This window comes from Candidatus Burkholderia verschuerenii (assembly GCF_001189365.1).
GTDB lineage: Bacteria > Pseudomonadota > Gammaproteobacteria > Burkholderiales > Burkholderiaceae > Caballeronia > Caballeronia verschuerenii.
The window spans coordinates 48,393-62,001 of record NZ_LFJJ01000002.1 but is presented as its reverse complement, the minus strand read 5'-3'; the positions used below and the strand labels follow the sequence as shown (position 1 = coordinate 62,001).

At 59.1% G+C, this 13,609-nt stretch carries 13 protein-coding genes; 12 read left to right on the top strand and 1 reads right to left on the bottom strand.

Features of this window, described 5'->3' with window-relative positions; translation table 11 throughout:
- The first annotated feature begins 116 nt into the window (after positions 1 to 116).
- From BVER_RS01115 to BVER_RS01060, 12 genes are all read left to right on the top strand, one after another.
- The gene (locus BVER_RS01115; RefSeq protein WP_050451662.1) at positions 117 to 797 is read left to right on the top strand and encodes a type IV secretory system conjugative DNA transfer family protein; all 681 of its coding nucleotides are present in this window, start codon (positions 117 to 119) and stop codon (positions 795 to 797) included.
- Positions 794 to 1,909, top strand: a complete 1,116-nt coding sequence (locus tag BVER_RS01110; RefSeq protein ID WP_050451661.1) for an ATPase, T2SS/T4P/T4SS family — start codon at positions 794 to 796, stop codon at positions 1,907 to 1,909. The genes BVER_RS01115 and BVER_RS01110 overlap by 4 nt, the downstream gene beginning before the upstream one ends.
- Positions 1,906 to 2,175 (top strand): IcmT/TraK family protein, encoded by a 270-nt coding sequence (gene icmT, locus BVER_RS01105; protein ID WP_157055875.1) that lies wholly within the window; start codon positions 1,906 to 1,908, stop codon positions 2,173 to 2,175. The genes BVER_RS01110 and icmT overlap by 4 nt, the downstream gene beginning before the upstream one ends.
- Positions 2,176 to 2,186: 11 nt before the next feature.
- Positions 2,187 to 2,999, top strand: a complete 813-nt coding sequence (locus tag BVER_RS01100; RefSeq protein ID WP_198155110.1) for a toxin co-regulated pilus biosynthesis Q family protein — start codon at positions 2,187 to 2,189, stop codon at positions 2,997 to 2,999.
- Positions 2,987 to 4,765, top strand: a complete 1,779-nt coding sequence (gene pilN / locus BVER_RS01095) for a PilN family type IVB pilus formation outer membrane protein (RefSeq protein WP_050451657.1) — start codon at positions 2,987 to 2,989, stop codon at positions 4,763 to 4,765. The genes BVER_RS01100 and pilN overlap by 13 nt, the downstream gene beginning before the upstream one ends.
- A gap of 11 nt (positions 4,766 to 4,776) precedes the next feature.
- Positions 4,777 to 6,030, top strand: coding sequence for a type IV pilus inner membrane component PilO (locus BVER_RS01090; protein WP_050451655.1), 1,254 nt, complete (start codon positions 4,777 to 4,779; stop codon positions 6,028 to 6,030).
- On the top strand, positions 6,017 to 6,574 hold the full coding sequence (locus BVER_RS01085; RefSeq protein WP_157055874.1) for a hypothetical protein: 558 nt from the start codon (positions 6,017 to 6,019) through the stop codon (positions 6,572 to 6,574). The genes BVER_RS01090 and BVER_RS01085 overlap by 14 nt, the downstream gene beginning before the upstream one ends.
- A 28-nt stretch (positions 6,575 to 6,602) precedes the next feature.
- Positions 6,603 to 8,372 (top strand): ATPase, T2SS/T4P/T4SS family, encoded by a 1,770-nt coding sequence (locus tag BVER_RS01080; RefSeq protein ID WP_050451652.1) that lies wholly within the window; start codon positions 6,603 to 6,605, stop codon positions 8,370 to 8,372.
- Positions 8,372 to 9,499: a type II secretion system F family protein gene (locus tag BVER_RS01075; protein ID WP_050451650.1), complete on the top strand. Its 1,128-nt coding sequence runs from the start codon at positions 8,372 to 8,374 to the stop codon at positions 9,497 to 9,499. The genes BVER_RS01080 and BVER_RS01075 overlap by 1 nt, the downstream gene beginning before the upstream one ends.
- Positions 9,500 to 9,591: 92 nt before the next feature.
- Positions 9,592 to 10,149, top strand: coding sequence for a type 4 pilus major pilin (locus tag BVER_RS01070; RefSeq protein WP_050451648.1), 558 nt, complete (start codon positions 9,592 to 9,594; stop codon positions 10,147 to 10,149).
- A 14-nt stretch (positions 10,150 to 10,163) separates the two neighbouring features.
- Positions 10,164 to 11,177, top strand: a complete 1,014-nt coding sequence (locus tag BVER_RS01065) for an ATPase, T2SS/T4P/T4SS family (protein ID WP_050451647.1) — start codon at positions 10,164 to 10,166, stop codon at positions 11,175 to 11,177.
- An 11-nt stretch (positions 11,178 to 11,188) separates the two neighbouring features.
- The gene (locus BVER_RS01060; RefSeq protein WP_050451645.1) at positions 11,189 to 12,442 is read left to right on the top strand and encodes a hypothetical protein; all 1,254 of its coding nucleotides are present in this window, start codon (positions 11,189 to 11,191) and stop codon (positions 12,440 to 12,442) included.
- Positions 12,443 to 12,465: 23 nt separating this feature from the next.
- Here BVER_RS01060 and BVER_RS01055 read toward each other — a convergent pair whose 3' ends face one another.
- A complete protein-coding gene (locus BVER_RS01055) occupies positions 12,466 to 13,608 on the bottom strand; it encodes a site-specific integrase (protein ID WP_050451644.1) in 1,143 nt (380 codons plus the stop codon).
- Between the last annotated feature and the right edge of the window lies 1 nt (position 13,609).

Sequence of the window (13,609 nt, the reverse complement as noted above, 5' to 3'; positions counted from 1 at the left end):
TGTGGTGCGGCCTCACGGCCGTACCAGCGCGCGCGGATATGTCGCTGGATGATCTCGCAAACCTTTCGGTGGATTCGCTCCCCGCTGCCGCTGCCATCTCGCCTGCACGAGCGAACATGCTGAGCGAAGTGGCGTTGCCTCTTGGAAGTCACAAGGGCCTGGCAGACCGCTCCGCAGTCCTGGTCGCGGAACTTGAGGCGCGTGCGACGCGGCTCGACACCCTGTATCGGTTCAGCGCTCTCGTGATGAAGAACGGCATGCTGCCTCCCGTTATCAGTGAAGCGCGCGACGCGGTGGAAGCAACGGCGGACCAGATTCGTGCCGCCGATCGCATGTACAAGATCGTCGCACCCGCTAGGTTCGTCACGATCGCGCCTTCGTGGCGGGACTATCTGTTCGTCGGTCTCCGTATCAAGCAATCGCAAGACCTTCCGTTCGCTGCTGTCTTGCCGAAGACGGCGGCCGAACGTGCTTACTGGAAGGAACAGATCACGATTGGCTACGCGCAGGGTCAGAAGCTCGCGGATCAAATTCTTGAGACAAACCGCGCGCGTCTTGATCGCGACTATATGGGAATGCTGCGCTATTCCGAATTGCTGAATAAGGGCATGGTGTCCGAGCCGACTGTTGCGGTCGCACCGAGCATCGTTTCCGGCGACAGAAACCATATCAATGTTGGCGACACGCTGTATCGGGTGACGGACCACGGCGGCTTCGTGACGGACCCGAACAAGTGGCAGGCGACCATCGCGCCCGGCGCGTCTGATGCGGCGGTCACGAAGGGAGGGGCCAAGTGATTATTCGCCCCGAACCGTTCAACCTTCAGCCTAATTTCGGGCTGGACAGCCTTCAGTCCTTTCTTTCCTACTGCAACGAAGTTGGCTCGTCGGACATCCTGTTCCAGACGGGCGACGTGGTGTGGGGCGAAATCAAGGGTCGTCAGATTCCGCTCACCACACGGACCATCAAGGACGGCGAGATCAAGGCGTTGCTCTCCATTGCGTTTGGGAGCGAGGTAATTGGCGTCATCAAGGGTGGGAACGACGCGGACCGGCCGTACCGGTTTGTTGTCGAGCGCGACACGCGCCGCTATCGCGTCAACATTTCCGGTGCTCAGGTAGGGGATGCGGAAGATGGCCTGTCCATCACGATGCGAACGATTCCCGAAGTGCCGCCCTCCTTAGACTCGCTAAATCTGCCTGCGGGGATTCGCGAAAACCTGTTTCAACCTCGCGGTCTCGTTCTCGTGTGCGGGCCTACCGGTTCGGGAAAGACGACGCTGCAATCGTCGTTCTATGCCCACACTTCGGAGACGGACGGCGACGTGAAAATCCTGCTCTACGAAGACCCGATTGAATTTTTGTTCACGAAGGTCAAGAACGCGGGACCGAAGATCCGGCAAATGCAGATCGGTCGTCATATCCCGAGCTTCGCGCGCGGCATCCGCAACGCGATGCGATGCAAGCCGACATTGATCGGTATTGGCGAGGCTCGCGATGCGGAAACAATCAGTGCAATGGTCGAAGCTGCACTCACCGGCCACGGCGCTTACGGGACGATGCATACGGAAAGTGTGTCGGAGACAGCCAGTCGCGCTATTCAAGTGTTCCCCGCCGATCAGCATTCCGCGATTGCTTCCAAGATCCTCGGTTCGCTGCGATTGATCGTGGTTCAGATTCTGGTGCCGACACTTGACGGCAATCGCCACGCAGTACGCGAGTACCTCTATTTTGACCGCGACATCAAGCGGGAAATGAGCGATATGCCCTATACGCAATGGGGCGCGTTTCTCCGAAAAGTCGTTGCGGAAAAGAAGCAGGACATGGCTACTGGCCTTCGAGCACTCCTCGATGGTGGCCTGATTGACCAGAAAGCCTATCGGCGCTACGCAGGCGAGGCGATCGCATGAAGATGCGCCGTTCGATCTGGCGAGACGCCGCCTTGACTCCGCGCATCGGCCCGATCGATGCGCGCGCTTTCTTCCCCCTCTTTGGCGCGTTGTTCTATCCGCGCAAGTGGTCGTTCGCGTTGGCTGTGCTCGCGATTGTGGGTTTTTTCATTATGGAGAAGCGGGGATACACCCTTCCGGTGCTCCTTCGCGCAATTCGCCACAAATTGCGTGGGGCCGTGGTCCATGCGCGTGCTTGGTGGCATCACCGGAGATATTACGAATGAGAGGGTGCGAGATGCACAAGACCAGGATCGTTATCGCCCTTGCGGCGTTCGGGATCGGTATGGCCTGCGTGCCTGCTGCGCATGCAGGTTTCGTGAACGAAGCTGCACAGGAGCAACAGCTACAGCTTGCCGCTGCTGGCCCGGCTCCCGAGATCAAGTCTAGCCCGCTGCCGGATACGCCGGCCGCGCCCTCGTCGGGGCGAAAGGTCACACAGATCGGAATGCGTCCGTCTAGCGTGAGTGTGCCGCGAGGCAAAGGAACCGATATCGCATTGGGCGACATGGTGCCCGTCGTCGTACCGCGTGATTTCCGTCTCGATCTGAGCAACGTGAATACGCAGCAGCTTGTCGCCTGGAACGGTGGCAAGCCATGGGATGCGGTCCTGACCGACGCCATCATGCCGCTTGGCAACGTCGAGGCCACGATCGACTGGAATCAGCGTGCTGTGACGTTGCGACGCGTCGCATCCACGGTGTCGATGGTCGCGGCCAGTGGTAACGCGAGCAATGCAAATGACGTTGCTGCGAAGCCAGCGATCCCGCTGGCAGTTGCGATGCGATGGGAAGTGAAAGCGAGTGACGTGACGTTGCGTCAGACGCTGATCCGTTGGGCGAAAGACGCGGGCTGGCAGGTGTCATGGGAGATCGGGTACGACTACCCCGTGCAACTGGAGGGGTCATTCACCGGTAGCTTCGAGGATGCGGTGGATCAGTTCATGGGTTCGCTTCGTTATAGCGACTATCCGGCACTCGCCTGCATGTACGAGGCCAATCACGTGGTTCGTGTGCTTCACTACGGGGACAAGAAAGAATGCGACAAGTAAATAAGCGCGCCGTCGCGGCGGCCGTTCTCGCACTTGCGCTGTCGGCGTGCAACACCATGCAGCGCGACGTGGACCATCAAACCGCGCAGACTACAGACCAGATTGGCGCCTACAACCGCATAGCGACCATCCAGAACGCGACATCCAATGTGCGCGTGGTCCAGCGGGTCAGTGGCGCATGGTTGGGCGGTCGGGCGGTGCCGATGACGGCGGATGCAACGCTGCCCGAAATCTTCAAGCGGAACGACTTCCAGTTTCAGTTCAAGGACGGTCCGGGCGATCTCCAACTGCTAGCTGAGCGACTGACGAAGCTGACGGGCATTCCCGTCCGTGTGCAGCCGGATGCGCTGATGCCGCTCTCGGCGTTCATGGACAAATCGGGTGGTGGCGGAGGCTCGGCATCTACGACTTCTGGCGGTGGTGCCTCAGCCCCCGCGACGGTGCAGCCGATTCCGAATGCGACGCTGCCGCCGTTGCCGAGTCCTGCTGCGGGCGGTTCGCTCGCGGCCGGCCTGTCCTCTGCCTCGTATGGTGGTCGTGCGGACGAGACCAAATACAACATGAACTACGTGGGAACCCTGCAAGGGTTTCTGGAGCTGACCTGTGCGAAGGGTGGCCTGTCTTGGGATTACCACGATGGTGTCGTTACCATCCGCCGGTTTGTCACGAAAGTCCTGTCGCTGAAAGCGTTGCCCGGCTCATCCGGCTTCGACGCTTCGCTCGGCCGCGACGGACAGACTCAGACCGGCACGCAGGGCGGGGCGCAGGGCAGCACCTCGCAGAACAACGGTGGCTATTCTTCGAACACGAAGATCAAGATGGATTCGGCCTATAGCGTCTGGACCTCGATCGAAGGGCAGATCAAGGCGATCAAGACCCCGCCAGGCCGCTACTGGATTTCCGAAGCGACGGGAACTATCACCGTCACTGACACGAAAGCCGCCGTTGACGAGATTTCGCGGATCATCGATCACGAAAACGGGCTGCTGACGCGTCAGATCGTGATGCGCGTGGAAGTGTTGTCGGTCAAGCTGACCAGTGCTCAGCAATACGGGATCGACTGGAATGTCGTCTTCAACAAGGTTACCAATATGGTTCCTTGGGCACTTTCGTTCACGTCGCCGACATCGCTCGTTTCCTCGACCGCAGGCAGCTTAGGGGCGTCGGTGCTGACCCCGACAAGCGGATCGCCGTCCGCGTGGTCCGGCTCACAGGCGATGTTCAATGCACTGCAAGAGTATGGGCGGGTGAAAGTCGTCACGACGGCGAATGCCATGACCGTCAACCGTCAGCCGGTGCCGGTGGCTATTACGCAGCAGACTGGCTATCTGGCCGAGATCACTCCCGCGCCGGCCGGCGCGTCGGGCAACGTCGGCGGCACGCCTGGTCTGACGCCGGGGACCGTCACGACGGGCTTCATGCTCAATCTGCTTCCGACGATCCTCGACAGCAACAGCATTCTGCTCCAGTTCTCGATGGGGATTTCCTCGCTCGATTCGCTGGACAAGCAGACCTCCGGCACCGGCAGCAACCAGGAAAGCATTCAGACACCGACGATTTCGAGCACCGATTTCTTGCAGAAGGTCGCATTGCGTCCGGGCGATACGCTCGTGCTCTCGGGCTATGAGCGCGAACAGGGCCAGTATGACAAGCGGACGCTGACCGATAAAGCGCCAGTGGGTCTCGGCGGCTCGTTCAACGGCTCGACGGATCGCGAGGCAGTCGTGATTCTCGTGACGCCTGTCGTTGCCGAAGGCGCTATCTAAGGCGGGCTGCTATGTCTGTGCGACTCGTTGCCGTTGACGGCCATCACGTTGTATTCGGCCTCGATTGGGTGCCGCTGACCGGAGAGTCATCCGAGAAGAAGGAGGTGCAGGCACTCGTTTCCGATATGGATGCTGCATTCGAGGTTCGGCACTCGAATGATCAGGGAATCATGTACGGATTCCTGACTGATAGCGAGATGCCGGAAAACCTTCCGAAGGCGGCAAAATCCAAGCTGCTTTCCGCCTCCGTTCTGTTGGCGACGTTCCCGCAAGTCACGCCCAACGCGATCTGGATCGAGATCGACGGGCAGACCGCGCGAATGGCCGTCCTCAAGGACGGACTGCCGATGCCATCAGGTGATTTTTGCGGTGATATTGGCGAGGCGGAAGAGCGCATTCGACAGATCGAAGCCGACAGCGGCGGGGTGACGTTCACATTCTTCGGAAACTATGAGGCTGTCTACGGCAGCACGATCCCGATCACGCTGGAGGAGCTTGTCCGCGAAGGTGGCGTCGCGGCCGGCACGCTCAAAAAAGCGAGCAAAGGGGTCAATCTCAAGCAAATTGCCTTGCTGATTGCGCTTGTGGCGTTGGGCGCTTATTTAGTTTTGCCTAACTTCCAGACGAAGCCGCACAAGACTGCGGCCAAGCAGGAAGATCCGAATGTCACGTACCAGCGAACCATCGCTGAAAAACTTGCCGCTGCCGGTGCGCCCATCACCGCAGCAGCGCCCGCGCTGCTCGGAACCTGGCACATCGATCCGCTTCAGGGTGGGTGGTTTCTCTCGAAAATCTCTTGCCAGTTATCGGCATGTATCTACACCTGGACCATCCAGGGCGGGAACTTCGAATCGTTGGTTGCAGCGCTTGGTCCGCACGACTATGACCTGTCTCTCGATGGGAAGACAGCTTCTTACACGGTGCCAAACGCGCCTCTGAAGGCCGCGTATCTGAACCGGACAACCTTCCCGACATTTCCGCAGTTCAAGTTGCGGGAAGGTTCCTTGGCGCAGGATCTCGCGCTCGCTGGCGTAACGCTTACGTTCGATCAGCCAACTGTGTTTGGCGCTGATCCGAAATGGAGTGTGGCTGCGCTTCATGACGTTGTGAGAGCGGGGTCGGTAACGGGTGCGGGACCGGCAGCGCTCCTAAAGGACACCATCGCACGCTTGCCCGATTCCATGTCGATTGATGAGATCGATGTGAACACAACCGGGCTTGATCCGAAATTCACGTTTCAGGGGAAATACTATGTCAAAGACTAGCGGACTCGTGCTCGTTCTTTCGTTGGTCCTGTTCGCCCAGGGAGCCGTTGCAGACACGCTCGATGTACTTGTGGACAAGCAACGTCAGGCGTTGGTACACGAGATGGACAAGAAGTTGCAGGACGACGGCGGCACGAAACAGGCGCAGGCGCAGACTGCTCCTCCGGGCCAGTTGCCTTCCGCCACTGCATCGGCGGAAGCCGACGCGAAGAAGGTCGTCCACAATCCAGTGGACGATCTGCGCGTGAATGCCATTTACGGTGTGAACGGCACGACGACCGTTGACGTTTCAATCGGCGACGGTCCTTCGTATCCGATCACGAAGGATCGCTCAATCAAGGGTTGGACGATTGCCAAAGTGTCGCCTTCGTCGGTGACGTTCAAGAACGTGAAGACGAAGGCGCTCAAGACCATCTATCTGGCCGAGCCGACTACAGCGCCGGCATCGACCTCGCAGACCACGATGGCCGGGGGGATCGTGCCGCCTAATGGCATGGCGGTCGGCATGCCGATACCGAACTTCCCGCGCATGAGCGGCCAATAAACCCGTGGGCACGCCAAGGGCAGCAGATATGGACACGTCGTCGTACCTGGGGAAATGGTTCGGCCGCTTTTTTGTGGATGGCGCGCAGAGCGCGCATCCACAAAAAGCCATAGTGTCGCGGGCCACGGCGGCGAAGCCCGTTCCTGCCCGTGCGGGAGCGCGCGCGCAGGCAACCCCCTTGCCGAACTGGGCCCGCGTGCAGTCCGTGGCAGAACTGCCCGCCATTCACCGCATCTACACGGCTGCAAAAGCGGACTTCGAAGTACCGGAATCGCTGAGGGCTGTGCTCGTTGTCACCGGGCACGAAGGCGGGACGGCCAGCATCCTGATTGACCCGGCTTCGTACAGGCAGGCGTCCATGCACGTGGACAGTCTGCGTGAGCGCTTGCGCAAGGCTCAGATCCGTGTCGTGAAATCGGCGTTCGCGGACCGAGACCTCATAGCTGCCATCTACAAGACCGAACATCATGAGGCGCTTGTAGATGACATCGCAACGAGTTCGTCGGAAGAGAGTCGCTTATTCGATACTTTCATTCGATACGGGATCGAGAACGGAGCAACCGACCTTCACGTCATCGTCAAGGGGCAGCATGGCGTCGTCAAGTACCGTATCGACGGCGAAATGGAAGTCATGAAGGGGCCGACGAAGGGTGTCTATACGCGCGAGCAGTTGCATGGTGCATTCGGCTACGCCTACAACAAGTTGATGGCAGATCGCACCGGTTCGCACTCCTCGTTCACCAGCGAGGATTATCAGTCATGCACGATTCCTTATCGTGTTGGCGAGAAAGCGATGAACCTGCGCTGGCAGTCGTCGCGCGGATTTGAGGGCTTCACGGTCTATATCCGATTCCTGATGAAGGACAAGACGTTCAAAGCGGACCGCTTCCAGGACTTCGGATACGAAGATGATCAGGCGGAGATGTTCGCTCGCGTCGCCCGCACGCGTAAAGGGATGATCCTTATCGTAGGAGAGACAAACTCGGGGAAGTCAACGGCGCTCACGCACTACATTGAGACGCTTCCCGATCGCGACAAACTCAACATCATCATGGTCGAAGATCCGACCGAGAAAGCTGTTGATGGAACGTCGCTACAGATCTCGTTGCAACGCACTTTGTCGGCCGAGTCTGAAAAGACGCCGTTCAGGGAAGTGCAGGGCGTGTTGATGCGTAGCGACCCTTGCATCATCGCGCAGGGCGAGATCCGCGACATCGACTCGGGAACCTGTGCAAAGACGCTTCTGGAATCCGGCCACCAGGTGCTCGCGACCTCTCACGCGCCGGGCGTAATGGACGCTTTTGTGCGGCTCACAAGCAGCGAAATCGGCTTTTCGATGGGGACGCTGACTCGCCCGCGTTTCTGGTCTCTTGTCGTTGCTCAGTCGCTCGTGCCGAAGCTTTGCTCCTGTTCGCGTGACCAGTATGCGGACGAAACGATTCCGCACATCACCGCATTCATCCGTGAGCGATTCCAGATCGACACGTCCAACATGCGCACGAAAAAAGAAGGCGGGTGCTCCTTGTGCGGTGGGCGTGGCACGAAGGGTTTGACGGTCGTTGCCGAGATGTATCAGCCGACTCGCAACTTCCTTCAGGCGATGCGCGGTAACGACGATTACGGGGCCGAGCGCATCTGGAGATCGGAGAGCGACAAGCGTTTCGACTCGCCCAATATGCGTGGGAAAACCATGTTCGAGCACGCACTGTACAAGGCGTACACGGGTCTGATCGACCCGCGCCATGTGGAGACGTTCGAACTGTTCGATCAATACGAAATCATGTTTGAGGCTGCTTAATGAGCATCGATCTGAAACGGCTAAAACGCGACGCACGCGAACATTTTGATCGTGTGAAGCTGGCCTTCACCATTCGTCGCTTCCGCAGCACGCGGGAGAAGTTCTACATCGATCTGGCGGAGGCAATCAAGGATAAGGAACCGACCGCGAAGTTTCTTTCTATCCGCCTCACCCGCGCTATCAAACAGAAAGACCCATACGGCCGCCTGTACCAGATCTTCCTCGAGCGGCTCGACCAGAAGGGCGGTTCACTGTCGCACATGATGAGCGGAATCGTGCCCGACAGCGATCTTCTGGTGATTGCTTCGATCGAGGCGCGCGGCGATCTCGATGAAGGGCTGCGCTTCCTTGCGACGACGATCAAGAGCCAACGCGCGATGACGGCAGAAATGGCCGCAGCCATGCTCGTGCCGGCGCTGGTGACGACCGTTTGCCTTGGCTTCATCGGCATGCTGAGCTTCTTCGTGATCCCGGTGTACGTGACGATCGTGCCGCCAGAAAAGTGGAATTCGATGGGCAAGTCCATTTATGCGGTCTCCTATGTCGCGCGGCACTACGGTTTGGCGATTTTCATCGCGGCCGGTACGCTTCTGTGGTGGTTCAAGTGGTCGATCCCGAACTGGCGCGGACGCCGACGTGCGAAAGCGGACAACTACATCCCTTATCGCGTTTTCCGTGACTACCACGGTTCCATTTTTATGGTGGCACTGGCGTCGTTGATGGTGTCAGGCGAAACGTTGGTGCGTTCGCTGGAGAAGCTGAAGCGTCGCGGCAAGCCGTGGTTGCGATGGCACATCAACACGATCCTGAATCGCCTTCTCACGAAAAACCTCAGCTATGGCGAGGCGTTCGCTACGGGAATCTTCGGACAGGAGTTGTCGAACCGGCTAATCGACCAGAGTCGCCGCAGTTCGGATTTCAACCAAGTCATCAAGAAGATGGGCGTCGAGGGGATCGAGGAGGCGCGTGAGGAGGTCAGGAAGTCTGCCAAGAGCCTGAATATTGCGCTGGTATTCGTTCTCGGTGGCGTCGTGGCCTACCTGCTGCTCGGCACGCTCTACACGGCGCAGGGCTTGAGTTCTGGACTTCGAGAATCCATTCGTCACCATCAGGTGCCAAAGAAATGACCTTCACAAAACATGATACTCGCGTGCGATCGAATGCGTATAATTGCATCGATACGCAACACAACGACGGATTTACACACCAAGGGGGCTTCATGGCTGCTCATTCGAACGGGAAACTCAAGCGTCTGCACAAGCAGAAAGGTTACACGCTGATCGAACTCTCGATTGCGGGGGCGATTATCGCGCTGCTGATTTACGGGACCGTCAAGCTGGTCAACGGCGTCATCGCCGATCATCGCGCGAACGCTGAATTGCAGGAGGTGCCGACGATCATCACGAAGATCCAGAAGATCTATGGAAACCGACCGAACTTCTCGGGGGCTACCCAGGCGATTCTGGTCAACAACGGGGCTTTTCCGGCTGATTGGGTGGTGACAGGTTCGACCAACCTTGTGAACCGCTGGAGCGGTGCGGTGACGCTCGGCGTGACCACGATCGGCGGTGTCTCTAACAATGCAATCACGTTCGCGACGGCGGGCGTGCCCGACTCCGAATGTCAGTCGATCGTACCAGGCATGGATGACTCGGTGCGCACGACGACAGTGAATGGCACGCTCGTGAAGCAGGACGGACAGCCGAGCGATCCGGGGCTGACCGGCACGTCTTGCACGAGTGGCCAGAACTCCATCACCTACGTTTTCAGCAAATAAGCGGAGCCGTCGCCATGCAACCGACCGAACTTGACGACATGCTTCTGCTGGAGGCTGCAACGTACTCCGACTGGCACGTGGACATTGCGAAGCCGGAGACCTCTGTGGTGTTTCGCGAGGTGAACGAAGACGGCGAGCGGCTGGCAGAGGCGAAGCCGTCGAAGGTGCCGCAGAGCATGCTGCCGGTGCTCTTTCATATGGCGACGTGGCTCAAGGAGCATCGCGACAATGGCGACCAGGACGCCTTCGCGCTCGATATCGGCAATTTGCGCTATCGCGGTCAACGCATGCGTGCAGATCGCTACGCCTTGCGGCGCAGTCGCAAGGAAGTGGAGAAGGTCAAGGAATTGGGCCTTGGTCGGGCGGCTGAAGAATTGCTGCTTGACCCGGAATTCCGTTCGGGCGGGTTGATCCTCGTGTGCGGTGAAACCGGCGCGGGCAAGTCCACGACGATCCGATCGGCTGTGAAGGCGCGACTCGAAACCTATGGTGGTTATGCGCTTGGCGTCGAGTCGCCTGTCGAGGTCGAATTCGAAGGCTTTCACGGCGAGGGCTACTTCGAACAGGTGGACGCGACTGCGATGGGCTACAAGTACGAAGTCGAGACCGCTATGCGGAAATTCCCTGCTGCCACGCGGAGCATGTTCATGTTCGGCGAGGTGCTCGGTCAGGACGCCGCTGCTGAGCTTGTACGCCTCGCGCCTCGGGGGCATCTCGTGCTGACGACCATCCATGCTGATTCCCCCGAGTCAGGAATCAGGATGCTTCTCACGCTCGCAGAGCGCGGTGGCGAGTCCTACGCTCGCCAATTGCTCGGCTCGTCGCTGCGCGCCGTCGTGCATCAGAAGCTGCAACGCGGAAAGCCCGTTGTTCAGTGCTTCAAGGCGGATGACGTGATCAGGAACGTCATTGGCAATCCCGAGACGTCGCTTTCCAACCTTGCCTCGGCCATCGATCAGGCCAAACGCCAACTCGCCTCGCAGGCGCTGCGTGCAGGCGCAGCGACGCAACCGCGTATGCATCTGTAAGGGACGTGTATATGGCTTTCCGTCTTCGTTCGGTTCTCGCTGGCACGCGCACGCGCCAGCGCGGTTTCTATGATCTGGTGTCGATTGGCATCGGCGCGACGATCGCAATCGCGTTCGCGACCGTTGGCCTGTGGGAAAAGCGACAAGAGATGCTCTCGGACCAGATGGCCGCGCAAGGCGGTGTCGTGCTGGATATCGGGAATCTGATCAACAGCAAGTATCTGTCTCTCTACTACTCGAACCTCGTTAGCGGCAACGCGATCGCGGGTGTTGCCAACGAATATGCGCCGACGATGGCGGAGCTTCAGGCGATCAACGTCATTCCGTCAGGTTTCTCAACGACTAGTGCATACGGCACGCCGTATCAGGTCGCGCTCGCCAAGATTCCTGCTGGTTGCATTGCGCCGGCATGCGATATCGCCGGGAAGGTGTACATCGGTGGGGCGATCACCGATCCCTCCACGGGAAAGCCGCTGACGCTTGAGGATGCGGCGGCGGCAATCGGAGGCGACGGCGGCTACTCCGACACCATCACCCCTGGCACGCTCACGGGGATGAACGGTTCTTGGACGGACACGAACCCCTTGGGGAACGTCGCGGGGGTTCTGGCGATGCGGGTTGGCTACGGATCGAGCGGATGGTCAGCCTACGTTCGTCGTGATGGGTCGCTTCCGATGGAGGGCGATCTGAATTTCCAGGGCACGACGGGGACGCTGCACAACATCGCGAATGCTGCGACGGTCAACGCGCAGAAGCTCGTCACGCCGTCTGGTAACAGTGTGCAGGTTGGCAATTCCTTCCTGTACGGTGACGGCACGAATTCAGCTATCCGGCAAAACGGCGCGCTGTACGTGCAGAACTCGGCCGGGACGGCAGCCGCTGACGTGAACGCGGGCAACGTCAATGCGTCGGCGAGCGTGAATGCGACAGGAAACGTCAACGCAAGCGGGAGTATGTGGTCGAACGGCCAGATCACGACGAACAGCAACGTTTCTCTGGCCACGAACGGTGCCTCGGTTACGGGCGGAGGGCAGTTGCAGATCAATGCAAATGGTCCCCTTTATCTGAACCCATGGTCGGGCGGACAGACGATCGTCGGCGGCGGCGGGGGCAGCGGTCAACTCGTCGTCGCTGGACGGCTCTACGCGAACGAATATATCCAGCCGAACGGGTATGCGACCCCCGGTGGAGGCTGTTCTCCCAACGGTCTGATAGCCAATTCTGGCAGTGGCCCACTGTTTTGCCAACGCGGCGCATCGGGGTGAGATCTTGTGCGAAGGGCTAGTGGCTAGAGAGGATCGATCAGCACGACGTGGGCGCTGTCCGCGTATTCGAGCGGTGGGGTAGGCACGGGCGCTTTTTTCGAATGGCGTACAAGGTTCACCAACTCGCGTAACAGCGCATCGCGTGCGCGTGTAGCGACATCTTCGAGGTCGTTGCCTTGCAGTCGAAGATGCTCGAAGTCCATGAACTGGAGGGTCACTTCGCCTTCGCCTTCAGAAAGCGCGGCGGGATACGGGACGATCGTCTGAGAGATTACCTGCTTGCCCTTGTTCAAGGTCTTGCGTCCATCGAGCTTTGCAACGAGGTTTGATGCCTTCAGATGCGTGTAGCGTTTCAGCATCTGCATCGACTTGTGCCCGCTGATCGTTGCGACTTCCATCATGTCGAGCGTGCCGAGTTCGAAGAGGCGCGAGACGGCTTCGTGCCGGAGATCGTGGAAGTGAAGATCCTGAATCGCGAGCCGCTTGATCATCGTGCGCCACGCGCTCTTGAAGCCGTCAGACGTGTAGTTGAATACAGGCCCTTGCGTGCCGACGCCTAGTCTCGTCAGGGCATCGACTGCGCGAAGTGACAGTGGTACGTCGCGTTTCGATCCGTTCTTGGTGATGGGCAGGTGTGCGATGCGTACCCGCAAATCGATATTTTCCCATTGAAGGCTCAAGATCTCGCCCTGGCGCATCGCGGTCTCCAGCGCGAGCACGACGATGGAGTAGATCTCGTGATTCCTGTGTTTTGAGGCCGCCCGCAATATGCGACGCTCTTCGCCCCAGGTGATCCGTCTATCGCGACCAGGGGGAATCTTGGGCTTGCGCACACGACTCACGGGATTGTCGGTGCAAGAACCCCATTCCACGATGGCGATGTTGAAAAGGTCGCTCAACAGCGCGAGTTCGAGTCGCACTGTGTTGGGGGAGACGGGGCGGTTTGTGTTGCGCGATATCGACGCCAGCCGCATGTCACGGTAATCCGCGACGTTGACCGTCGTGACCTGAGACAGCGACAGCTTCCCCAGGAAGGTCTTGCTGATCGTTGAAGCCCGATATTTTTCCTGCTTGCTGCCGCGTTTGTTGACTGAGATCCGCTCGTTGTACTTTTTCAGTGCCTGTCGGACAGTGAGGGAAGGGAGCGGTTGTTCGGCATCAGACAAT

Excerpts from the sequence above, each read along its gene's own strand:
- BVER_RS01090 (WP_050451655.1), top strand. The coding sequence starts at position 4,777 with ATGTCTGTGCGACTCGTTGCCGTTGACGGCCATCACGTTGTATTCGGC.
- BVER_RS01080 (WP_050451652.1), top strand. The coding sequence starts at position 6,603 with ATGGACACGTCGTCGTACCTGGGGAAATGGTTCGGCCGCTTTTTTGTG.
- BVER_RS01085 (WP_157055874.1), top strand. The coding sequence starts at position 6,017 with ATGTCAAAGACTAGCGGACTCGTGCTCGTTCTTTCGTTGGTCCTGTTC.
- BVER_RS01115 (WP_050451662.1), top strand. The coding sequence starts at position 117 with ATGCTGAGCGAAGTGGCGTTGCCTCTTGGAAGTCACAAGGGCCTGGCA.
- BVER_RS01075 (WP_050451650.1), top strand. The coding sequence starts at position 8,372 with ATGAGCATCGATCTGAAACGGCTAAAACGCGACGCACGCGAACATTTT.
- BVER_RS01060 (WP_050451645.1), top strand. The coding sequence starts at position 11,189 with ATGGCTTTCCGTCTTCGTTCGGTTCTCGCTGGCACGCGCACGCGCCAG.
- BVER_RS01070 (WP_050451648.1), top strand. The coding sequence starts at position 9,592 with ATGGCTGCTCATTCGAACGGGAAACTCAAGCGTCTGCACAAGCAGAAA.
- icmT (WP_157055875.1), top strand. The coding sequence starts at position 1,906 with ATGAAGATGCGCCGTTCGATCTGGCGAGACGCCGCCTTGACTCCGCGC.
- BVER_RS01065 (WP_050451647.1), top strand. The coding sequence starts at position 10,164 with ATGCAACCGACCGAACTTGACGACATGCTTCTGCTGGAGGCTGCAACG.
- pilN (WP_050451657.1), top strand. The coding sequence starts at position 2,987 with ATGCGACAAGTAAATAAGCGCGCCGTCGCGGCGGCCGTTCTCGCACTT.
- BVER_RS01100 (WP_198155110.1), top strand. The coding sequence starts at position 2,187 with ATGCACAAGACCAGGATCGTTATCGCCCTTGCGGCGTTCGGGATCGGT.